Origin of the sequence: Methylobacterium sp. GC_Met_3 (assembly GCF_026540775.1) — a bacterium.
In the GTDB taxonomy this organism is placed as follows: Bacteria; Pseudomonadota; Alphaproteobacteria; order Rhizobiales; family Beijerinckiaceae; genus Methylobacterium.
In genome coordinates this window covers 420,515-441,065 of the sequence record NZ_JALNUL010000001.1, presented here as the reverse complement: position 1 = coordinate 441,065, position 20,551 = coordinate 420,515, and the positions used below count along the sequence as shown (strand labels likewise).

General features: G+C 69.5%; 21 protein-coding genes and 1 tRNA gene. 9 read left to right on the top strand and 13 right to left on the bottom strand.

The window, feature by feature from the left end; all coding sequences use genetic code 11:
• Positions 1 to 130 precede the first annotated feature (130 nt).
• Both OXS27_RS02200 and OXS27_RS02195 read right to left on the bottom strand, forming a co-directional pair.
• Positions 131 to 988, bottom strand: a complete 858-nt coding sequence (locus tag OXS27_RS02200; RefSeq protein ID WP_243916777.1) for a response regulator — start codon at positions 986 to 988, stop codon at positions 131 to 133.
• Positions 989 to 1,141: 153 nt separating this feature from the next.
• Complete coding sequence (locus OXS27_RS02195) at positions 1,142 to 2,110, bottom strand: tyrosine recombinase XerC (RefSeq protein ID WP_243916752.1); 969 nt, start codon at positions 2,108 to 2,110, stop codon at positions 1,142 to 1,144.
• Between the two features lie 99 nt (positions 2,111 to 2,209).
• On the opposite strand from OXS27_RS02195, the gene OXS27_RS02190 reads away from it, so the two are divergent.
• Positions 2,210 to 2,530, top strand: a complete 321-nt coding sequence (locus OXS27_RS02190; RefSeq protein ID WP_243916753.1) for a YnfA family protein — start codon at positions 2,210 to 2,212, stop codon at positions 2,528 to 2,530.
• On the opposite strand, the gene OXS27_RS02185 is transcribed toward OXS27_RS02190, so the two are convergent.
• Positions 2,531 to 3,103 (bottom strand): peroxidase-related enzyme, encoded by a 573-nt coding sequence (locus OXS27_RS02185; protein WP_243916754.1) that lies wholly within the window; start codon positions 3,101 to 3,103, stop codon positions 2,531 to 2,533.
• A gap of 90 nt (positions 3,104 to 3,193) precedes the next feature.
• On the opposite strand from OXS27_RS02185, the gene ruvC reads away from it, so the two are divergent.
• Complete coding sequence (ruvC, locus tag OXS27_RS02180) at positions 3,194 to 3,817, top strand: crossover junction endodeoxyribonuclease RuvC (RefSeq protein ID WP_243916755.1); 624 nt, start codon at positions 3,194 to 3,196, stop codon at positions 3,815 to 3,817.
• A gap of 17 nt (positions 3,818 to 3,834) precedes the next feature.
• On the opposite strand, the gene OXS27_RS02175 is transcribed toward ruvC, so the two are convergent.
• A tRNA-Tyr gene (locus tag OXS27_RS02175) sits at positions 3,835 to 3,918 on the bottom strand.
• Positions 3,919 to 4,144: 226 nt separating this feature from the next.
• On the opposite strand from OXS27_RS02175, the gene OXS27_RS02170 reads away from it, so the two are divergent.
• The 3 genes from OXS27_RS02170 (at position 4,145) to OXS27_RS02160 (ending at position 7,390) form a co-directional block, all read left to right on the top strand.
• Positions 4,145 to 5,995: a DEAD/DEAH box helicase family protein gene (locus OXS27_RS02170; RefSeq protein ID WP_267353954.1), complete on the top strand. Its 1,851-nt coding sequence runs from the start codon at positions 4,145 to 4,147 to the stop codon at positions 5,993 to 5,995.
• Between the two features lie 26 nt (positions 5,996 to 6,021).
• Positions 6,022 to 6,363: a hypothetical protein gene (locus OXS27_RS02165; RefSeq protein ID WP_243916757.1), complete on the top strand. Its 342-nt coding sequence runs from the start codon at positions 6,022 to 6,024 to the stop codon at positions 6,361 to 6,363.
• Positions 6,364 to 6,976: 613 nt separating this feature from the next.
• Complete coding sequence (locus OXS27_RS02160; protein WP_267353952.1) at positions 6,977 to 7,390, top strand: DUF3597 domain-containing protein; 414 nt, start codon at positions 6,977 to 6,979, stop codon at positions 7,388 to 7,390.
• A 39-nt stretch (positions 7,391 to 7,429) separates the two neighbouring features.
• Here the strand turns inward: OXS27_RS02160 and OXS27_RS02155 are convergent, their stop codons facing one another.
• Positions 7,430 to 8,473, bottom strand: coding sequence for a polyamine ABC transporter substrate-binding protein (locus OXS27_RS02155; protein WP_267354280.1), 1,044 nt, complete (start codon positions 8,471 to 8,473; stop codon positions 7,430 to 7,432).
• A gap of 68 nt (positions 8,474 to 8,541) precedes the next feature.
• A complete protein-coding gene (locus OXS27_RS02150; RefSeq protein ID WP_267353950.1) occupies positions 8,542 to 8,898 on the bottom strand; it encodes a RidA family protein in 357 nt (118 codons plus the stop codon).
• Between the two features lie 181 nt (positions 8,899 to 9,079).
• On the opposite strand from OXS27_RS02150, the gene OXS27_RS02145 reads away from it, so the two are divergent.
• Complete coding sequence (locus OXS27_RS02145) at positions 9,080 to 9,343, top strand: GlsB/YeaQ/YmgE family stress response membrane protein (RefSeq protein WP_243916760.1); 264 nt, start codon at positions 9,080 to 9,082, stop codon at positions 9,341 to 9,343.
• A 74-nt stretch (positions 9,344 to 9,417) separates the two neighbouring features.
• On the opposite strand, the gene OXS27_RS02140 is transcribed toward OXS27_RS02145, so the two are convergent.
• From OXS27_RS02140 to rpsO, 3 genes are all read right to left on the bottom strand, one after another.
• A complete protein-coding gene (locus OXS27_RS02140; RefSeq protein WP_020093742.1) occupies positions 9,418 to 9,639 on the bottom strand; it encodes a YgaP-like transmembrane domain in 222 nt (73 codons plus the stop codon).
• 223 nt (positions 9,640 to 9,862) lie between these two features.
• Positions 9,863 to 12,082, bottom strand: a complete 2,220-nt coding sequence (gene pnp, locus OXS27_RS02135; protein WP_267353941.1) for a polyribonucleotide nucleotidyltransferase — start codon at positions 12,080 to 12,082, stop codon at positions 9,863 to 9,865.
• A 208-nt stretch (positions 12,083 to 12,290) separates the two neighbouring features.
• The gene (rpsO, locus tag OXS27_RS02130; protein ID WP_243916762.1) at positions 12,291 to 12,560 is read right to left on the bottom strand and encodes a 30S ribosomal protein S15; all 270 of its coding nucleotides are present in this window, start codon (positions 12,558 to 12,560) and stop codon (positions 12,291 to 12,293) included.
• Positions 12,561 to 12,879: 319 nt separating this feature from the next.
• Here rpsO and OXS27_RS02125 point away from each other — a divergent pair, with 319 nt between their 5' ends.
• From OXS27_RS02125 to OXS27_RS02115, 3 genes are all read left to right on the top strand, one after another.
• Positions 12,880 to 14,880 carry a hypothetical protein gene (locus OXS27_RS02125; RefSeq protein ID WP_267353939.1) on the top strand — a complete coding sequence of 667 codons (2,001 nt, stop codon included), beginning with the start codon at positions 12,880 to 12,882 and terminating at the stop codon, positions 14,878 to 14,880.
• Entirely contained in the window at positions 14,873 to 15,523 is a 651-nt protein-coding gene (locus OXS27_RS02120; protein WP_267353937.1) for a hypothetical protein, read from the top strand. The genes OXS27_RS02125 and OXS27_RS02120 overlap by 8 nt, the downstream gene beginning before the upstream one ends.
• Positions 15,524 to 15,648: 125 nt before the next feature.
• Complete coding sequence (locus OXS27_RS02115; protein WP_243916765.1) at positions 15,649 to 17,043, top strand: amino acid permease; 1,395 nt, start codon at positions 15,649 to 15,651, stop codon at positions 17,041 to 17,043.
• On the opposite strand, the gene OXS27_RS02110 is transcribed toward OXS27_RS02115, so the two are convergent.
• From OXS27_RS02110 to OXS27_RS02095, 4 genes are all read right to left on the bottom strand, one after another.
• Positions 17,036 to 17,446, bottom strand: coding sequence for a flagellar basal body rod C-terminal domain-containing protein (locus OXS27_RS02110; RefSeq protein ID WP_243916766.1), 411 nt, complete (start codon positions 17,444 to 17,446; stop codon positions 17,036 to 17,038). The genes OXS27_RS02115 and OXS27_RS02110 overlap by 8 nt on opposite strands.
• Positions 17,447 to 17,513: 67 nt before the next feature.
• Complete coding sequence (locus tag OXS27_RS02105; RefSeq protein WP_243916767.1) at positions 17,514 to 18,374, bottom strand: formyltransferase family protein; 861 nt, start codon at positions 18,372 to 18,374, stop codon at positions 17,514 to 17,516.
• The gene (locus tag OXS27_RS02100; RefSeq protein WP_243916768.1) at positions 18,374 to 19,141 is read right to left on the bottom strand and encodes an SDR family NAD(P)-dependent oxidoreductase; all 768 of its coding nucleotides are present in this window, start codon (positions 19,139 to 19,141) and stop codon (positions 18,374 to 18,376) included. The genes OXS27_RS02105 and OXS27_RS02100 overlap by 1 nt, the downstream gene beginning before the upstream one ends.
• Before the next feature lie 81 nt (positions 19,142 to 19,222).
• Positions 19,223 to 20,530 carry a capsular biosynthesis protein gene (locus OXS27_RS02095; protein WP_243916769.1) on the bottom strand — a complete coding sequence of 436 codons (1,308 nt, stop codon included), beginning with the start codon at positions 20,528 to 20,530 and terminating at the stop codon, positions 19,223 to 19,225.
• Between the last annotated feature and the right edge of the window lie 21 nt (positions 20,531 to 20,551).

Sequence of the window (20,551 nt, the reverse complement as noted above, 5' to 3'; positions counted from 1 at the left end):
CCAAAGGGCTTCATCCCTTTGGCGGGTTCTTAGGGCAGAGCCCTAAGATCTTGACCCGGGCTCCGCCATGGACCCGCGAAAGGTCTCGACCTTTCGAAACCGTGACCTGGTCCATCCCCACGGCGCGGGATCAGGCGATCTTGCGCCGGGCGTTCGGTAGATCGACGATCCGCAGCAGCGCGCTCGGCGCCGGCGGCGCCGTCAGCGCGTTCAGGAGATACGGCCGGCGCAGGCCCAGCGCGTTGTGCAGGGCAAGGTCGATGTCGCGTGCGTAGAACGGCATCCGCAGCACCGCGTCGACACCAAAATAGCGGCCCGCCTGAGCAACCGACTCCGGCTCGGAGGTGGTCAGGAGGGTGATGCGGGTGGCCAGGCCCAGAGGCTGGATCTGGCAGGCGAGTTCCAGCCCGTCGATGCCGGTGAGCTTCACGTCGATGAACGCAAAGTCATAGGCCGCGAGCTTCAGGAGCTTGAGGGCGTGGCGGCCGTCATCCGTCTCGTCGAGTTCGATGGTGAAGCCGCTTCGGGCCACGACCCGGCTGATCGCCGAACGCCCGGCCGGAGACGAGCAGGCGAGCAGCGCCCGCGTCGGCGCCCGACGGCGGGCATTGGCGTGGAGCAATTGCTCGATATGGCTCGGGTCGAGGGGCGTCTTGAGCACCTCATAGGCGCCGAGGCTCGTGGCGATCTCCTGCCATTGGGCGAGAACACGGTTGGCCACGAGGACCAGGCAGGGCGGCTCCGCGCCCGCGCGCCGCGCCACCGCGACCGCCTCGGGCCCGCTCAGATCTTCCAGCTGGAGGCCGACGAAGGCCAGGGTCGGTCGATGCCGGAGGAAGATGTCGCACAAAGCCTGACCGGACGTCGCCTCGTCGATCACGGCCGTGGGATCGAATCGCTGGACCACATCACCGAGCGCTGCCCGGCGGCCCGCGTCACAATCCGCGATCACGACCCGTATGGGCGTCCGCGCCTCCGCAAGCTCCATCACGACCGTCCGTGCCGACCCACCCCGTAACGGTCAGAATGGGCGCCGATGGTGACGAAGCCCTTAAAGAAAACGGATGTTCACCGTTATAGCCGACCGGCTTACTGTTCTGGAGACAATCGGCCGCCGAATTCGCAAGAATAGCAATCTAGATTAGCGTCCAGCCCGGGGATGCGCGGCCGCATAGGCGCTCATCAGCCGGGCGGCATCGACCTGGGTGTAGAGCTGCGTGGTCGACAGCGAGGCATGGCCGAGGAGTTCCTGGATTGCACGCAGTTCCCCCTGCCGGGCGAGGAGATGGGTCGCGAAGGAGTGGCGCAGGGCATGGGGCGTGGCGCTCTCCGGCAGGCCGAGGGTGCCCCGGGCACGGGCGACCGTGTACTGGATGATCCGCGGCGAGAGCGGGCCGCCGCGGGCGCCGACGAACAGGGGCCCCTCCGGCGGCAGCGGAAGCGGGCAGGCGGCGAGGTAGTCGGCGACCGCCTGCGCGACCACCGGCAGGATCGGCACCATGCGCTGCTTGCCGCCCTTGCCCAGCACGGTGACCTGATCGACGCCCGGCAGCGGGGCATCGCGGCGGGTGAGACCCAGGGCCTCCGAGATACGCAACCCGGCGCCGTACAGCAGGGCCAGTACGGCGGCATCCCGGGCGAGCACCCAGGGCTCGCGCTCCTCGCCGGCGCGGATTCCCGTATCGGTGAGCGCCACCGCGGCGGAGACCGGCAGGGGGCGGGGCAGCCGTCGCGGAACCTTCGGCGAGCGCACGCCACCTAGCGCCGAAACGGTGCCGTGGCCCTCGCGCTCCAGGAAGCGCGCGAAGGACCGCAGCCCCGCCAGCATGCGCATCAGCGAGCGCCCGGAAACCTCGTCGGCCCGACGCGCCGCCATGAAGGCGCGGATGTCGCGTACCTTCAGGGCAACCAGCATCGGGATCGTCGGCGTGCCCAGCCGCCCGGCAAGGTGGTGGAGGAACTGGCGCAGGTCGCGCCCGTAGGCCTCGACGGTGTTGGGCGCCATCCGCCGCTCGCGCGCCAGCCCGTCGAGCCACGCCAAGACCACGGCGCGCAAGCGCGCGTCGCCGGGGAACAGCAACAGGTCGTCGGTGGAGGCGTGCGCGTTCATGGTGCCAATCGACCGGATCAGCCTTGCGGGAGACTTAACGCAGCCCACCGTTCAGGCCCGAAACTCGCCTCATGCGCGACGCCGTGCCAAGCTTTGACCATGACCCTCCTCGCTTATGCCGGCGCCGCCCTCGCGGAGATCGCCGGATGCTTCGCGTTCTGGTCCTGGCTCCGGGTCGGTCGCTCCCCTCTGTGGGTGCTGCCGGGCGTCGCATCGCTGGTGCTGTTCGCCTTTCTGCTGACCCTGGTGGACAGCCCGGCGGCGGGTCGTGCTTTCGCGGCCTATGGTGGCGTCTACATCGCAGCCTCGGTCCTGTGGCTGTGGCTCGTAGAGGGCCAGCGGCCGGACCGCTGGGATCTCACGGGGGGCGCGATCTGCCTCGTCGGCACGGCGATCATCCTGCTCGGCCGCCGGCCCTGATCAGCGGCCCATCGCGTAGAATTCGTCGTTCGGGCGCAGGTCCGTCACGCTGGCGATCCGGTTCGAAAGGGCGAAGAGGGCGGTGATCGAGGCGATGTCCCAGATGTCGTCCGGGCTGAACCCGTGCCCGGCCAGCGCGGCGTGATCCTCCGCCCCGACGGCTTGGGAGCGGGTTGCTACCTTGACCGCAAAATCCAGCATGGCGCGCTGGCGCGGGGTGATGTCGGCCTTGGCGTAGTTGATGGCGATCTGGTCGGCGATCCGCGGGTTCTTGGCCCGGACCCGCAGGATCGCCCCGTGGGCCACGACGCAGTACAGGCAATCGTTGGCCGCGCTGGTAGCGACCACGATCATCTCGCGCTCGGCCTTGGTCAGGCCGCCGGGCCGGTCCATCAGCGCGTCGTGATAGGCCATAAAAGCGCGGAACTCCTCCGGCCGATGCGCCAGCGCCAGGAAGATGTTGGGCACGAAGCCCGCCTTCTCCTGCACGAGGGCGATGCGGACGCGCAGATCCTCCGGCATGTCGGAGAGCTTCAGCACCGGGAAGCGGCTGATCGGGGTGTCCGCGCTCATGATCGTCCTCACGAAATCCGCGTCTTGGTGAAACCAAGCGTTCACGATACGTACGGCAGCCTCGGGCCGTTCGTCGAGCCGTGGAGCATCATGACCAGCCCCGTCCGCATCCTCGGGATCGATCCCGGGCTCCGCCGCACCGGCTGGGGCCTGATCACTGCGCAGGGGTCCAAGCTCACCTACGGCGCGTGCGGTGTCGTCACCTCGGACGGCGACCTGCCCCTGGCCCTGCGGCTGCGTGAGCTGTTCGAGGGGATCGGCCGCATCGTCGAGAGCCAGCAGCCCGACGAGGTCGCCGTGGAGGAGACCTTCGTCAACAAGGACGCGCAGGCGACGCTTAAGCTCGGCCATGCCCGCGCCATGGCGCTGGTGGTGCCGGCACTCGCCGGGCTGCCGGTGTTCGAATACGCCGCCAACCTGATCAAGAAGACCGTGGCGGGCTCCGGCCACGCCGAGAAGGTGCAGATCCAGGCGATGGTGCGCTTCCTGCTGCCGAAGGCCGAGTTCCGCGTGGCCGACGCCGCCGACGCGCTGGCGATCGCCATCACCCATGCCAGCCACCGGGACTCGCACGCGCTCCGCAAGGCGCACATGCCGGCGGGCAAGCGCCGCAGCCTCACGGGCCAAGCGGCCGCGGGGCAAGGGCTCGAAGGGAAAGGGTTTTCCGCCGCAGCCGCCGCGCGCATCGAGGCGGCGCTGGCGAAACAAGGCTGACGGGATTGGGATCGACTTGGTGGGGGAAGTAGGACTCGAACCTACGAAGCTTACGCAGCGGATTTACAGTCCGCCCCCTTTGCCGCTCGGGACATTCCCCCAAGGCAGGTTTTTTCGCCCGCGGCGCCCTTATGGTGAGGGGTGGGCCGGGTGTCAACGCTTCTCGTGCGCCGATCCGGCACCGGGCTGTGCAGCGCCGCGCCGCGCCGCTGACACGCAGCCGTACCACCCGTCCGGAAGAAAACGCGAACGTTCCGCGACGGAAGGGATTCACAAAGGAATCGCGATCGGCCACGGTGGGCCTATGTCGCCCTGCTTCGTCGGCCATTGACCCGTCCCGCCCCGTCCCTGCGGTCGCACCAGCGCACGCTGATGGCCCTGGTGGCGGCCATGGCGAGCGGGGAGGCGGGCGCCGTCCGCGATATTCTGGCGGCGGTGACGCCCGGCGGCGGCAAGTCGTTGCTGCCGGTGATCGCCGCCCACCAGTTGATCGCGGCGGGTCTGGTCGAGCGTGTGGTCTGGGTGGTGCCGCGGGATTCCCTGCGCCTGCAGGCCGAGGAAGCCTTTGCCGACCCGCTCTGGCGCGCGGCTTTCGGGCACGCGCTCAGCGTGCGCGCGGCCGACAACGAGCGCGATCCCGCCCGGGGGCTGTCCGGCTACATCACCACCTATCAGGCGATCGCCGCCGCGCCGGCTCTCCATCTCGCCGAGGCGCGGGCGCACCGCACCCTCCTGGTGATCGACGAGGTCCATCACCTGCCGGCCCCCGGACGGCCGGGATCCGACGAGGGCAGCACTGAGGATGCGGAGGCCGGGGCGTGGTCCCGGGCCATGCTCCCCGTGATGGAGGCCGCCACGTTCCGCCTCTACCTGTCCGGGACGCTGGAGCGCGCCGACGGCAAGCGCATCCTCGGACTGCCCTACCGGCCCGCCGCACCGGGGCGCGGGCCCGAGCTCAATCTGGATACACCCGGGCTCGCGGTGATCGGCTATTCCCGGTCGCAGGCGCTGGCCGAGCGGGCCGTGCTGCCGGTAACGTTCGGGGCCATCGACGGCGAGGCGAGCTGGCTGGAAGGCGGCCGGATCGCCGGGGACAGCCCCCGGGTCGGGCCGCATCGCCTGGGCGCGGGGTCGGTCCGCATCACCACCCGGCCGGCCCTGTTCACGGCGCTGCGCACCGGCTTCGCCCGCGACCTTCTGAGCGAGGCGTTCCACGCCACGAAGCGCCTGCGCGCCCGGCGCCGGGCCGAACGCGCTCTGCCGCCCGGCGAGGCGGTGCGGGGCCTCGGCAAGCTCCTCGTGGTGGCGCCGGATCAGGCGAGCGCCCGCGCCTACCTCGAAACTCTCCGGGGCTGGATGCCGGCGGGGCAGGGGGCGCGGGACGTCCGGCTGGCCACCTCCGGCCAGGGGGATGCCCATGCGGCGCTGGCTGCCTTCCGCCTGACGCCGGAGCCGGCGATCCTCGTGACGGTGGCGATGGCCTATGAGGGGCTCGACGCCCCCGAGGTCGCCGTGGTGGCGGCCCTCACGCATATCCGCTCGCGCCCCTGGCTGGAGCAGATGCTGGCCCGGGCCACCCGGGTCGATCCGCATGCCGGCGCCTACGACACGCAGCAGGCGCTGGTCTTCCACCCCGACGACCCGCTCTTCGCCCGGTTTCGCCTGGAGCTCGAGACCGAGCAGGGCAGCAGCATCCGGCCCCGGCGCGAGCGGCCGGTCAGCGCCGTCGTACCCGAGCGGACTCATTGGCGCGACGAGGATCCCGGGGGGATCACCCCGCTGGAGAGCAATGCGATCGGCCTTCGCTATGCCCTGCTGCGCCCGCGCCTCGTCGAGCCCGCCCCGGCAGCCCCGGCACCCGAGCCGCCCTCCGTCACCGAGCGGACCCTGCGCCAGAGGCTCGCCGCCACGGTGGCGGCCCAGGCGGTGGAGGACGAGGCGTCCCTCCGGGTACCCCGCGGCAGCAACCTCGCGCACCGCTACAACGCGGTGCTGAAGCGCGTGCTCGGCAAGGGCCGCGCGACCATGACCCTGCCTGAGCTGGAGGCGGCGCTCGGCTGGCTTGAACGCAACCGCCTGTCGGACCATCTCGACTGCCTCGATGGCGATACGCGCTATGCGTGGTCTGCCCGCCAGCGCCGGGGCCGCTGGCCGCTGGAGCGCGCCGCCCGACGCTGAAACGCCGCGGGAACGAGGAAAGCGCCGTGACCGAGATCCTGCCTGTCGCCGACCCGGCATTCGCCGCCTTCACGGCGACCCTGACCGAGCCCGCCCCGCCCACGGAATGGCCGGCCCCGCTGGCCGCGCTCTGGTGGCTGGCGCAGGCGCCCTCCGGACCGGGTTCGAGCGGCTGGGAGCAGGCCCACGCCCTCGTGCAGGCGGAACCGGGCCGCGATGCCGCCTGGGTGCACGCCCATCTCCATCGCATCGAGGGCGACGCGGGGAATGCGCGTTACTGGTACGGCTGTGCCGGCCGCACAGATCCGCAGGGAAGCGTCGCGGAGGAATGGGCCACGATCGTCTCGGCCCTACTCGACCGGGTCTAAATCAGAGTTTTGTAAGGGATCGAAATACGCTCTGTCGTCGTTCCTGGCCGCACATATGCGCGGGACGTTCAAGTGAAAAGTCTTCGAACCCCTGCCTAATCTAAGACACTTTATCTTGTCAGGTCGTTAGATCGCTCGTCTGCGTGACAGAAGGTTCATAGTTACAGGATCGGTCGCCCTGCAACTTCAGATTATGTTTATGAACCCCAGAACACGTCCACGTGACCCAGCCGCGTAAATTGTCCTCATCCAAATTGACTACGTTATTTTTTGACTCGCATAAGCGCGAAAACTGATTATGGCTGGTCGCGTAGATTTTGGTTCAGGGGAACTCGCTGGTCGTCGTGATAAGTTTGGTTTGCTTGATTAGCGGGATCGCCCTCGCATACAGTTCGCTCCATGATCCCGCCCGCGCCGCCGTGCTGGAGCGCTGGAGCGGCGTGTGTCTCGTCCTCGGTCTGAGCTTGCTCGGCGTAGCGCTCCACGGCGCCCACGGGTAGAATTCGGCCGGCGGGGACCGAGTCGTGGCATCCGTGTCGGAACGCCAGGCTGGAACCGCCCGTTACACGCCCGCCCGGCACGTGAGCCGGGCCGCATTTATCGGAGCGGACTCATGAGCCTCCTCGGCAGCATCGTCGGCAAGATCCTCCACCCGTTCGGCGGCGGGACCGCGGATGCCGCGCCCGCGCCAACCGCAGGCTCGGGTAGCCCGGCCGGCACCAGCACCCCGTCGACACCCTCGGCACCCGGAACTGCGGGCGGCAGCGAGCCCGTGGACGTCGCGGCGGTTCTCACCGGCCTCGCCGAGAAGAACCCGCAGACGCTCGACTGGCGCCACTCCATCGTCGACCTGATGAAGCTGCTGGGCCTCGATTCCGGTCTCGCCTCGCGCAAGCAGCTCGCCGACGAGTTGCACTACAGCGGCGACAAGGATGACTCGGCCACGATGAACATCTGGCTGCACAAGCAGGTGATGCAGAAGCTCGCCGAGAACGGCGGCAAGGTGCCGGACGATCTGAAGCACTAGGCCATAGGAAACGGGGGAGCCGGTCCGCCGGCTCCCTGCTCAGCGCCCGATCCGAACTCGGGTCCAGAGCCGTGTGACGAAACGCTGGGTGCGGTCGTCCCAGGCGGTGTTGGTCGAGAGCCGCTGCATCGTCGCCTCGTCCGGATAGATGCCGGGGTTGTTCAGGATCTCGGGCTTCACGAACTTCTTCGCTGCGAGATTGCCGCTGGCATACGAGACGAAGTTGCTGTTGGCCGCCGCTACCTCGGGCCGCATCATGTAGTCGATGAAGGCCAGTGCTTCGGCCGGGTGAGCGGCATCCTTCGGGATCGCGAAGGTGTCGAACCACATCAGTGCGCCTTCCTTGGGCACCACGTAAGCGATCTCGATCCCGTTCTTGGCCTCGTCGGCCCGGCGCTTGGCCTGCATCACGTCGCCCGAATAGCCGACCGCCACGCAGATATCGCCGTTGGCAAGCGCCTGGATGTATTCCGACGAGTGGAATTTCCGCACGGTGCCGCGCACCTTGAAGAGGGCGTCGGTCACCAGGGTCATGTCGTCCCAGCGCTTGGAATCGGCCTTGGCGCCGAAGGCCGGCAGCATGCTGGGGATCAGATCCTCCGGGCTGTCGAGCATCATGATCCCGCATTCCTTCAGCCTGTTGGCCGAGGCGGGGTTGAGGACGAGGTTCCAGGAATTCACCGTGGCGTTGGCGCCCAAACGCTCGCGCACAGCGGCGATGTTGTAGCCGATTCCGGTGGTGCCCCACATGTAGTCGACAGCGTAGGTGTTGCCGGGATCGTAGGCGGCGAGCCGGCCGGTGACCTCCGGCCAGAGGTTGCCGAGGTTCTTCAGCTTGGACTTGTCGAGCGGCAGGAAGGCGCCGGCCCGGATCAGCCGTTGCAGGTAGGGACCGGACGGCACGACGATGTCGTAGCCGGACCGGCCGGCCAGCAGCTTGGTCTCCAGGATCTCGTTGTTGTCGTAGGTGTCGTACACGACCTTGATGCCGGTCTCCCGGGTGAAGGCCTCAAGCACCTGCGGGTCGATATAGTCCGACCAGTTGTAGATGTTGAGGACCCGCTCCTCCGCGGCCCGGGGCATCGCGGCCGAGCCCAGCGCCGCGAGGACGGTGAGGGCGGCGGCCGCCAGGATCGGGCGGCGGGGAGAGCTCACCGGCTTCTCGCGGCCACGACCACGATCTCGACGAGATATTCGGGGGCGGCGAGCTTGGCCTCGACGGTGGCGCGGGCCGGCGGGTTCTCCGGGGAGACCCAGGCATCCCAGGCGGCGTTCATCTCCGCGAAGGTCGCGATATCGGCGAGATAGATCGTGGCCGAGAGGATGCGCTCCTTGTCGCTGCCCGCTGCGGCCAGCAGCCGGTCGATCTCGGACAGGATCTGCTGGGTCTGGATCGTCACCCCGGTCCCGACCATGTCGGCAGCGACCTGCCCGGCGAGGTAGACCATGTCGCCGAAGGTGACAGCCTGCGCCATGCGCTTGCCCGGCTCGATCCGTTGAATGTCCATACCCGTCTCCGACCTCTCAGAACGGGCTCATCTGCCGTCGTGACGGGCCGGCCGTAAAGGGTGTTGCGTCCGCACATCGCGGCTCGTTGCGGAAATTTGTCGTCCTGTCTCAGGGTGCGGGCAACCGTCGCGGGGCCCGAAGCGTTCTGCCGGCATCGACAATCAAGCACTGGGGTTTGTTATGGGTATCCTCTGGACCATCATCATCGGGTTCCTCGCCGGCGTCATCGCCAAGTTCCTCATGCCGGGACCGAACGAGCCGTCGGGCTTCATCCTGACCACGATCCTCGGCATCGTCGGCGCTTTCGTGGCGACCTTCCTGGGCCAGGCCATCGGCTGGTACGGGCCTAACCAGGGGGCAGGCTTCATCGGCGCCATCGTAGGCGCGGTGGTGGTGCTGTTCATCTACGGCTTCATCGCGAGCCGCCGCACCACGACCTACTGATCTCTCCGGCGCACCCGGACACGACGAGGGGCGCCCCGCGGGGCGCCCCTTTTTTGTCGTACCGTCCCGTGCGCTCAGAGATGCTCGGAGGCGGCCTTCACGGCGCAATGGCCGGTCGCGCCACGTACTGCCAGCCCGACGCCGACCACGAGCGCCAGCAGGCTCAGGAGCTTGTTCGGCCGCGGCTGCGCGGCCGCTGCCGCGATGCCGAGGCCGAGCGCCACCGAGACGGCGCGCTCCGTGGTGGACAGGTTCGGCTGCCCGCTGAAGATGTCGTGCATCATGTCATTGGCCATGGAAGGATCCTTGGTTGAGGGGGCGCCGGGCGAACGCGGGCCGGCGAGCAGCGTTCCCGCCTTGACCTAGTTCCGATGGTCGAGGCCGATCGGCGTGCCGCTACGAATTGCTTCCCTCCGCGAGCAAGGACGGTAATCCGCAAACAAAAAGGCGCGGTCCCGGAGGACCGCGCCTGTCGTAAGAACCCGCGCCGGCCGAAGCCCGCGCGGGTGATGGGAGTGCTTACTCGCCCGACTCGCGGCGGCGCTCGCCGCGGTGGCGGCCGCCCTCGCGGGGCTCGCGCGGCTCGTCGCCGCGCTCGGGCCGGTCGGCGTCGCGCTGGGCCTTCACCTTCTCGGTAATGTCCTCGCCGGTCTCCTGATCGACCACCTTCATGGACAGGCGGATCTTGCCGCGGTCGTCCTGGCCGAGGAACTTCACCTTCACCTTGTCGCCATCCTTGACGACGTCCGTCACCTTGGCGACGCGGTTCGCGGCGAGCTCCGAGATGTGGACGAGACCGTCCTTGGCGCCGAAGAAGTTCACGAAGGCGCCGAACTCCATGCACTTCACGATCGTGCCGTCATAGATGACGCCGACCTCCGGCTCCGCCACGATCGAGCGAATCCAGTTGTAGGCCGCCTTGATCGCCTTGCCGTCCGCCGAGGCGATCTTGACGATGCCGGTATCCTCGATGTTGATCTTGGCGCCGGTCTTCTCGACGATCTCGCGGATCACCTTGCCGCCGGTGCCGATCACGTCGCGGATCTTGTCGGTCGGGATCTGCATCGTCTCGATGCGCGGCGCGTACTCGCCGAGCTCCGGACGGGCAGCCGTGAGGGCCTTCGCCATCTCGACGAGGATGTGGGCACGCCCGTCCTTCGCCTGATCGAGGGCGACCCGCATGATCTCCTCGGTGATGCCGGCGATCTTGATGTCCATCTGGAGCGAGGTCACGCCCTCGTCCGTGCCGGCCACCTTGAAGTCCATGTCGCCGAGGTGATCCTCGTCACCCAGGATGTCGGACAGGACCGCGAAGCGCTCACCCTCGAGGATGAGGCCCATGGCGATGCCGGCCACCGGACGGCGCAGGGGCACGCCGGCATCCATCAGCGACAGCGAGCCGCCGCAGACCGAGGCCATCGAGGACGAGCCGTTCGACTCGGTGATCTCCGACACGACACGGATCGTGTACGGGAACTCGTGAGCCGGCGGCAGAACCGGGCGGATCGCCCGCCAAGCGAGCTTGCCGTGGCCGATCTCACGACGGCCCGGGGAGCCCATGCGGCCGGTCTCGCCCACCGAATAGGGAGGGAAGTTGTAGTGGAGCAGGAAGCGCTCCTTGTAGGTGCCGTCGAGCGAGTCGATGAACTGCTCGTCCTCACCGGTGCCGAGCGTGGCGACCACCAGGGCCTGGGTCTCGCCGCGGGTGAACAGCGATGAGCCGTGGGCACGCGGCAGGACGCCGACCTCGGAGACGATCGGGCGGACCGTCTTTAGGTCGCGGCCGTCGATGCGCGAACCGGTATCGAGCACGTTCCAGCGCACGACCTTCGACTGTGCCTCCTTGAAGGCAGCCTTGACCTTCTCGGCCGGGTACTTCTCGGCGCCCTCGGGGCAGAGGGCGGCCATCACCTTCGCCTTCACGGCGTCGACGGCAGCGTAGCGCTCCTGCTTGACGGTTTTGGTGTAGGCGGCGCGCAGCTCGGTCTCGCAGACCTCCAGCACGGCCTTCTCGACTTCGCCGTTCTCGGGCGCCTGGAAGTTGCGCGGCTCCTTGGCGGCCTTCTCGGCCAGGCGGATGATCGCCTCGATCACCGGCTGGAAATGCTTGTGGCCGAACATCACGGCGCCGAGCATCACGTCCTCGGACAGCTCCTTGGCCTCGGACTCGACCATCAGCACCGCGTCCTGCGTGCCGGCGACGACGAGGTCGAGGGAGGATTCCTCCTTGGTCTCGGTGACCAGCGGGTTCAGCCGGTAGCCGCCGTTGATGTAGCCGACCCGGGCGCCGCCGATCGGGCCCATGAACGGCACGCCCGAGAGGGTCAGCGCCGCGGAGGCCGCCACCATGGCGACGATATCGGGATCGTTCTCGAGGTCGTGGGTCAGGACGGTGACGACGACCTGCGTGTCGTTGCGCCAGCCGTTGACGAAGAGCGGACGGATCGGGCGATCGATCAGGCGGGAGACCAGGGTCTCCTTCTCGGAGGGCCGGCCCTCGCGCTTGAAGTAGCCGCCCGGGATGCGGCCGGCCGCGTAGGCCCGCTCCTGGTAGTTCACGGTGAGCGGCATGAAGTCGATGCCGGCCTTCGGCTCCTTCGTGGCGACCACGGTGGCGAGCACCGAGGTCTCGCCGTAGGTGGCGACCACGGCGCCGTCGGCCTGCCGGGCGACCTTGCCGGTCTCGAGGACGAGCTTGCGGTCGCCCCACATCAGCTCTTCGCGTTGAACGTCGAACATTCTTAATCTCTTCCTTGCCTGCGGCGGGCGTTGGCCCGGCGCCGCCGGGGGCAAGACGGCGAGACACTCCGCGTGGAAGTGTCTCGCGATCCTGCCCCGATGCCGACGCCTCGAAGCGGCCCGCTTGTCGGGAGGCCGGACCCATTCCGGCAGCCCGTGATCGTGAAACGCGGCTCCGGGCCGGGCCCGGAACCGCGCGATAGACGCCTTAGCGGCGGATGCCGAGACGCTCGATGAGGGCGCGGTAGCGGGCCTCATCCTTGCGCTTGACGTAGTCGAGCAGCGAGCGGCGCTGCGAGACCATCTTCAGAAGGCCGCGCCGGGAATGGTTGTCCTTGGCGTGGGTCTTGAAGTGGCCGGTCAGGTTCGCGATCCGCTCGGTCAGGATCGCCACCTGGACCTCGGGGGACCCGGTGTCCTTGGCGTCCTTGCGGTGTTCCTTGATGAGCGCGGTCTTGCGCTCTGCCGTGATCGACATCGCATGCCTTTCGGGTTGTGCTGATCGGATGCGGCGCCCCATCCGGGCGCGCGCAAGCTCGGCGTTCGGCCGGTGCCGGGATGTCGTCCAGCACGGTCACAGCGCAAAGCGGTTCAAGCCCTGCCCGGTAACCCGGGTCGAGGCTGCGCGATCCATACACGAAACCAGCGGTTATGCCAGCCCCGGGGCGTATTGCGGTCGATCCGCCGGCACGCGGCGGCGCGGCCGGGACCTCGGCCAGGAACCCAGCCAGGAGCTCGGCCAGGAAACGGTTAACGCCCCGGTGTTAATCGGAACCCGCACGAAACGCGGCCCGGCGATGAACGGCACCCTCTCGGATGCGTGCGGTGTCCTGCTCGCGACGCTGCTCGGCGTTCCCCTCGTCCTCCTGCCGGGCTACGCGCTGGGCACGATCACCGGCGTGCTCGAATTTCGGACCTTGCCGCCGGGCCGGCGCGCCCTGTGCGCGGCCCTCCTCGGCATCGCGCTCCTGCCCGCCCTCGACGCGCTGCTGATCCAGGCGGCCGGCGTGCCCGTGGCGGCCCTGGCGAACGCGGGCCTCGGGCTCGCCGCCCTGCGCCCGGCCCTCCGCGACCTGCGCGGCCCACTCGACCGGTCGGCCCTGGCGATGGGTGCGCTCTGGCTCGGGATCGTGACCTACGCGCTGATCGACATCGACACCGGCACCGCCCTCCACCAGCCGCTCACGATCATCGACTTGGTCAAGCACGCGGCCCTGACCCGGGCGATCGTCGAGCACGGCCTGCCGCCAGTGGACCCGTTCTTCGCCCGTCCCGAGCGGGCCGGGTACTACTACTTCTTCTATACGCTGACCGCCCTCGTGGACTGGGCCGGGGGCCGGCTGGTCGACGGCCGCACCGCCTTCGCGGGCCTCGCCGTCTGGACTGGAATCGCACTGCTGGGCCTACTGGACCGGTTTCTGGCCGCCACAGGCCTGGCGCGGGACGTTGCCCCCCGGCTCCTGCGCCGGGCGGTGCTCGTGCTCCTGCCGGCGGGCGGCCTCGACATCCTGATGGTCCTCTCGAACCGGGCCGGAACGGGGTTCTGGATCCCTGTCCCGGAATGGCTGAACGAGCAGGTCGTCAACTGGCCGACCTCCCTGGTCTGGGTCCCGCACCACGTGGCCGCCGCCCTGGCGGGCTGGCTCGGCCTGCTGGTGCTGGCCGAACGCGCCGACGGGGCGACGCCGGATCGCCGGGCGGAGGCAGCCGCGATCGCCACGGCGGGTCTCGCCTTCGCGGCCTGCGCGGGGCTGTCGATCTGGGTCTGTCTGGGCGCGGCCGCAACCGCCGGGATCTGGCTGGCGTTGCTCGGATCCGAGCGCCGCTGGCGCGACGTGGCCCGGCTCGCGGCGGCCGGGCTTGTCGGCGTGGTCCTGGCCGCGCCCTACATCGTCGGCATCCTGGCGAACCGGGCCGATACCGGCGGCACGCTCCGGTTCGCGATCCGGCGCTTCGGCCCTCTGGAGCAGATCTACGACGGGCCGGGCCTCGACCTCCTCCAGTTGATCCTGCTGCCGATGAACTACTACGTCGCGCTGGGTGTGTTCGCAGGGGGCGCGCTCCTGTTCTGGCACGTCGTGCCGCGCCGGGAGGCCCATGCCCGCGAGGCGGGCCGGCTGCTCACGATCTGCGCCGCGGCCGGGCTGCTGCTCGGCGGGTTCCTGCGCTCCGCGATCCTCAACAACGACCTCGGCGCCCGCGTGGTCCTGCTGGCGCAGGTCTCGGCGCTCGTCTGGACCGCCGTGGCCGTGACCCGGATCAGCCCGGGCCCGCGGCTCAGGCTTTCGGGATCGCTTGGCGTGCTGCTGCTCCTCGGATACGCCTCGACGCTCTACGGCTTTGTCGGGATGCGCGCCTATCCCGCGGCGAAGCATCCGCAATTCGCCATCCTGAACGGGCGTCCGGATATCGATCGGTCGATGCGCGCAGCCTACAGCTGGGCCGGTAGGCATCTGCCCGTGGATCTCGTCCTGCAAGCCTCGCCGCTTCCGCGCCGCGTGTTCGATTTCGGGCTTTACGGCACGCAGCCCGTGGCAGTGGCCGATCGCGAGGCGCGCCTGTTCGGCGCGGCGCCCGAGGCAGTTGCGGCGCGCCTCGCCGCTGTGTCGCCGATCTTCGACGCGACGCTGCCGGTCGCGGAGGTGCGCCGCCGGGCGGCCGAGGCCGGGATCGGCGCGCTGGTGGTCACCGCGGCGGACGCCGCCTGGAGCGAACCCGAGTCCTGGATCTGGCGCACGCACGCGGCTTACGCGGACCCGCTCGTGCGGATCCTGCGCGTCGAGGATCTCGATGACTGATTCCTTCTCGCCCAGCACCGGACGGGTCCTGCGCTGGATCGGCGCCCAGGCGCTGCTGCACGCGGGGGCCCTGGCTCTCGGCTTCGGCACCTTCGTGCTGCTGTTCCAGACGGATCTCTGGTCCGGCGTGACGATCCTGTTCTATCGCGGTCTCCTCCTGCTGGTCGTGGCCTTCCTGATCACGCTGGCGGCGACCGTGGCGCTCGCCGGCCTTGGCCGCCGCTGGGGGCTGCGGCGGCGCGATGCCCTCGGGGCCTGCGTGCTGTCGCTGTCCCTGAACCTGAGCGGCTTCGTGATCCTGCCCGTCACGGTCGACCGCTCGGTCAGCGTGTTCCTGCTCGGGCAGATGGCGGCGCATCCCGATAAGAGCTTCGACGCGAACCGCGCCCGGGCTGTGTTCGACGCAGTCTACCTCGGCACGTACCGCCAGATGGAGCGGCGGCTTTCCGAGCAGAATGCCTCGGGCAACGTGGCCCCGACCGCGGACGGCTACGTGATCACCCCGCAGGGCCGCGCCTTCATCCGCTTCGCTGGCGTGGTCGCCCGGCTCTTCCGGACCGATACGCGGTTGATTATGGGGGCGTCGGCACCCGAGGCGGTGTCGGCGCCGACCCTGAGCCCGCGCCGGAAGCCTCCCGAATAGGGGCCTCGACGTGGGACGCAGACGGTGATCCAGTCTGCGCAACAGTGGGGCCGCGCGCCTGGCACAGGCCCCGCGGCGCGCCTTTTGCCCGGCCGAATGTCGGGCGATCAGGGAGAAGGCGTGGGATGGCGGAATCGGCGGCGACCAGGGGTGGCGTGGCGGCGTCCGGTCAGGACCGGACCCTCGCCCGGAGCCTGACGGCTCCGGGCCTCATCGCCATCGGGCTCGGCGCCACGATCGGGGCCGGCATCTTCGTGCTGACCGGGACGGCCGCCGCACAATATGCCGGGCCGGCGCTCAGCCTGTCCTTCGTGATCGGCGGGATCGCCTGCGGATTCGTCGGCCTGTGCTACGCCGAGCTGGCGGCGATGATCCCGGAGGCCGGCTCCACCTACACCTACACCCGCGAGAGCCTGGGCCGGTTTCCCGCCTGGATCATCGGCTGGGACCTCGTGCTGGAATTTGCCGTCGCGGCCGCCACGGTGGCGGTGGGGTGGTCGGGTTACGCGCAGTCGCTCGCGGCGGATTTCGGCCTCCGCCTGCCGGCGGCGCTCGCGGGGGCGCCCGGCGAAGGCGGGATCGTCAACCTGCCGGCCGTCGGTATCGTGCTGCTGCTCACGGCCCTGCTGACCCGCGCCACCCGGGAGACCGCGCTGGTGAACGGGCTCCTCGTGGCGTGCAAGATCGCGATCATCCTGGCCTTCGTGGGCGTCGGCGCCGTCCACCTCCGGCCGGAACTCTGGCACCCCTTCATACCGGACAATGCCGGGACCTTCGGCGCCTATGGCTGGAGCGGCGTTTTCCGTGGCGCTGCGGTGGTGTTCTTCGCCTTCGTGGGCTTCGAGACGGTGGCCACCGCCGCGGGCGAGTGCCGGGCGCCGCAGCGCGACGCGCCTGTCGGGCTGATCGGCTCGCTCCTGATCACCACGGTGCTGTACGTAGCGATGGCCGCTGTGCTCACCGGCCTCGTCCCGTACCGCGACCTCGACGTCGCCGATCCGATCGCCAAAGCGGTCGACGCCATCGGGCTCTCGGGCTTTGCGATCGTGATCAAGATCGGCGCCCTGATCGGCCTGACCACCTCGGCGCTGACCGCCCTCTACGGGCAGGGAAGGATCTTCTTCGCCATGGCCCGCGACGGGTTGCTCCCGGAGGTCTTCTGCCGGGTCCACCCGGTGACGCGGGCGCCCGCGGCCAGCCAGACGGTGATCGGCCTGTTCACGGCCGCGTTGGCCGGGCTCGTGCCAATCGACATCCTGGGCGAGATCGTCAGCATCGGCACGCTGCTGGCGTTCTGCCTCGTCTGCGCGACGGTGCTGATCCTGCGCCGGACCGATCCCCACCGGCCGCGCCCGTTCCGGGTCCCGGCGGCGCCGTTCATCGCCGGGCTCGGCATCCTGTCCTGCCTGGTGCTGATGGCCTCATTGCCGGCTGAGACCTGGATCCGCCTCGCGCTCTGGCTGGCGATCGGGCTCGCCCTCTACGCCGGCTACGGAAGGCGCCACGCCCGGATCAGCTGAGGAGATCGAGCGTTGCGCGGCTCAACCTGTCGAGGATACCCGAGGCACTGAGATTGGCCTCGTAGTTCCGGACCACTTTCTGCAGGTCGGCCGACTCGGTGGCGGCATTCACGTTCGGCAACTGGACGTAGCCGCGGCGGTCGGCCACGACGTTCGACGGGTCGTAGCGCGTGCGGAACGCGGTGGTGTCGCGCACGATGCGGCCGACCGGATCGCGCGGGTTGTCGGCGACCACGGGGGCGAACACCGCGATCTTGCGGGTATAGGGCGCGCCGCCCGACGTCTCTGACACCGAATCGGCGTTGGCCAGGTTCTCGGAGATCGCCCGGATCCGGCCGCCTTGAACCTGCCGACCCGCGGCCAGAACGTCGGACGCCGCGTGGAGGGCGCTGGTATCCGGCATGGGCGAGGCCTCGTCGGCGGGTGGAAATGAGCCGAACGAATCCTTGTCAAACAGGCTTAACCGGCGGTTAAGCGGCCCGCCCGGACAGGCTCACCGCCTCCCGCAGATCCCGCCCGTCGGTGAGCCGCAGGCCCCGGCGGCGCAGGGAGGCCAGCATCGCGCGGTCCGGGAACGGGCAATAGGGCAAGACTTCGAAGCTCCGGCCCTCCGGTAGGGTGCCGGTGCGAGCGACCTCATCGAGCAGGCGGTCGAGCATCCCGCGGCCGTGTTCGTGGAGGGCCACGGCCGCCCGGGTGGCGGTGGTGCCGGCGGGCAGCGGCACCGCCTCCTGGGACAGGATCGCGCCGGTATCGATCGCGGCGGCGAGCCGGTGCAGGGTCATGCCGAAGCTGCCGGGCGAATCCGCCAGGGCGTGGATCGTCGGCACCGGGCCGCGATGGCGCGGCAGCAGGCCGGGATGGCCGTTGATGCCCCCGAGCCGTGCCAGCCCGATCGTCTCCGGCTTCAGGATCTGGTCGAAATGGTAGGTCAGGATCAGGTCGGGCGCCGCCGCGCGCAGCCTGTGCGCGACCTCAGGGCCGTTGACGTCGTCGACCGTCAGGGTCGGGATGCCGAGGCGGCGACACAGGGTCTTGAGCGGCGTCGCCTCCGGCGTATCACCGCTGCCGGTCGCCGCCTGGGTCAGCGGCGCGAGCGGACGCAGCAGGTCCGGCAGCCCGAAATTGACCGCGAGATAGGGCAGGATGCCGGTGCCCGAGCGCGTGAGGTGCCGCCGGATCTGCCCGGTCAGACCGCCGCTCGACGGCCGCTCGGCATTGGACAGGCCCACGAACGCGATGTCGGCCCGATGATCGGCGACGAACCGGCGCACCACCCGGGCGTTCGGCAGCGCCTCCAGGACGAACAGCGCTATCCGGGGCCGGGCCATCAGCGCCGCTCCCGCCTCTGGAACCGGAACGCGTACAGGCTGGCGCGGCGAATGCCTTCCGGGAGCAGCAGGACGGTCCGCGCCAGGACCGCGAGGACGAACGGGAAGGCGATCACGTCGCGATCCTTCGCGATGCCCTTGGCGATGTGCACGGCCGCTTCGTCGGCGCTCATCTCCAGCGGGCGCCAGCCCTTCAGCTCGCCGCCCATCGGGGTCTTCACGTAGCCCGGCGCCACGACGTTGACCTTCACGCCGCGCGGCCCGACCTTCTGACGGAGGGCCAGCCCGTGCGCCACCAGCGCAGCCTTGGCGCCGCTATAGGCCGGCGCATCCTGCAACGGCGCATAGGCCGCCAGCGACGACATCAGCGCGATCTGGCCGCGACCACGCTGGAGCATCAGGGTCAGGCTGGGCAGCACCACGTTGAGCGAGCCGGTGTAGTTGATGTCGGCGGTCTCGAACGCCGTCTCCTCGGTCTCGACCTCGCCCCGCTGGTTGCCGCCATTCACCGCGGCGTTGGCGATCACCAGGTCGAGGGGCTGGGCCGCATCCACCCGGTGAACCAGCGCGATCGCTGCCGCGCGGTCTCGGGTATCCAGGCGGGCGACCTCAACGACGGCCCCCTTGGCGCGGCAATCCCCGGCGACTCGTTCGAGGCGCTCGGCGTTGCGCGCAATGAGGATGAGGCTCGCGCCGGTCTGCGCGTAATGGCGCGCCAGCGCCGCGCCGATACCACTCGACGCGCCGGTAATCAGGATGCGAAGCATGCGGCGGGTTACGCCGGCCGGCGTAGAAAGATCAAGGGTCGGCAAGACTCACAGGCCAGGAAAGCCCTCGGGCGTAAGCCGTCAGTAGACCGGCGCGAGTTCCCCATCGCGCATCGTCCCTTCGCGGATCGCCCGCGCGGCCGCCAGCATCGAATCGGGAAGGGCGGACTCCATGCGCGGCACGGAGCCGGCCACCGACCGGTCGATCGCCTCCTTGGAGAAGAAGCCGCCGTTGACCTGTGTCCGGTGCAGGACGACCCGGCGAAAATCGGCCATCAGGCCCATGTCGGGCGGGGTCGGGTTCGTCCAGAAGCCGTCGAGGTCGCCCTGATGGGTCAGGCCGGCCATGTTGTAGATCGCGGTGCCGACCGCATGGGTCGGGCAGCCCATCTCCAGGGACAGCATCCCGACCGTCGAATTGACGATGACAACGCCCCGGGCGCCCTTGATCAGGGCCGGCAGGTCGCCGCCGTCGATGAAGTCGAGCCGGTCGCTGACGCCGTGGCGGCGGGCCGATGCGCGGGCGAACTTGCGCCAGTTGATCAGGCCGCTGTCCAGCGGGTGCAGCTTCACGAGGAGCCGGGTCGGCGCCGCCGAGGCATCCGCGAACGACTTGATTACGCGGTCCATGAAGCCCTCGACGCCGAGGAACGGCGAGTGGACCCGGATCTGGTAATCGCTGTCGAGCTGGAGCGGCAGCAGGAAGTAGTCGCAGCCGACCGCGCGGTAGATCTCGTCGCAGCGCGCCGCTTCGCGGCGTGTATGGGCGCGCCGGGCGAACTTCTTGATCCAGCCGGCGTATTCGGCGGCGATGTGGGTCGGCCGGTGGCTGCGGAAATGCGGATAAAGGTAGGGAAACAGGATGTTGGCGAGGTTGTAGCCGACGTCCCAGACGCTCCGGCGCGCCATGTCGCCCGTGGAGGGCATCGCCCGGCCGGGCTGCGGCAGGCGCCGGGCCAGCGCGCGGATCTCGTCGGCGGTACGGGGCAAAGACGAGAAGCCGTTCACGCCGCCGAGCTCGCAGGTGATCCAGTTCGGGCGGATGTAGCCCTCCTCGAACACGTGGACTCGCAGGCCGCGATCCTCGGCGATCATCCGCGCGGCCTTGTGGAACGGCCGGCAATCGCCGAACAGCACGATGTCGGTGATGCCCTCGCGGGTCAGATAGGCCTCGAGATAGATACCCCAGGCCTCACGGCGGCCGCGGTAATTGTCGGCCGCGCCGTTCCAGAACAGCCAGTCGCCGGGGCAGAGATTGATGCGCCGGACCTGATGGCCCCGTGCGCGCAACGCCGTCCCGAGATCGGAAAAGAACGGCGTGGCGATGCCCTGCAGGAAGAGGAAGGTTGCCGGGCGGTCGCGGAGGGCATCGGAGGCGGGTTGTTGCATTCCGCGGCGCTTCTTCCTTGA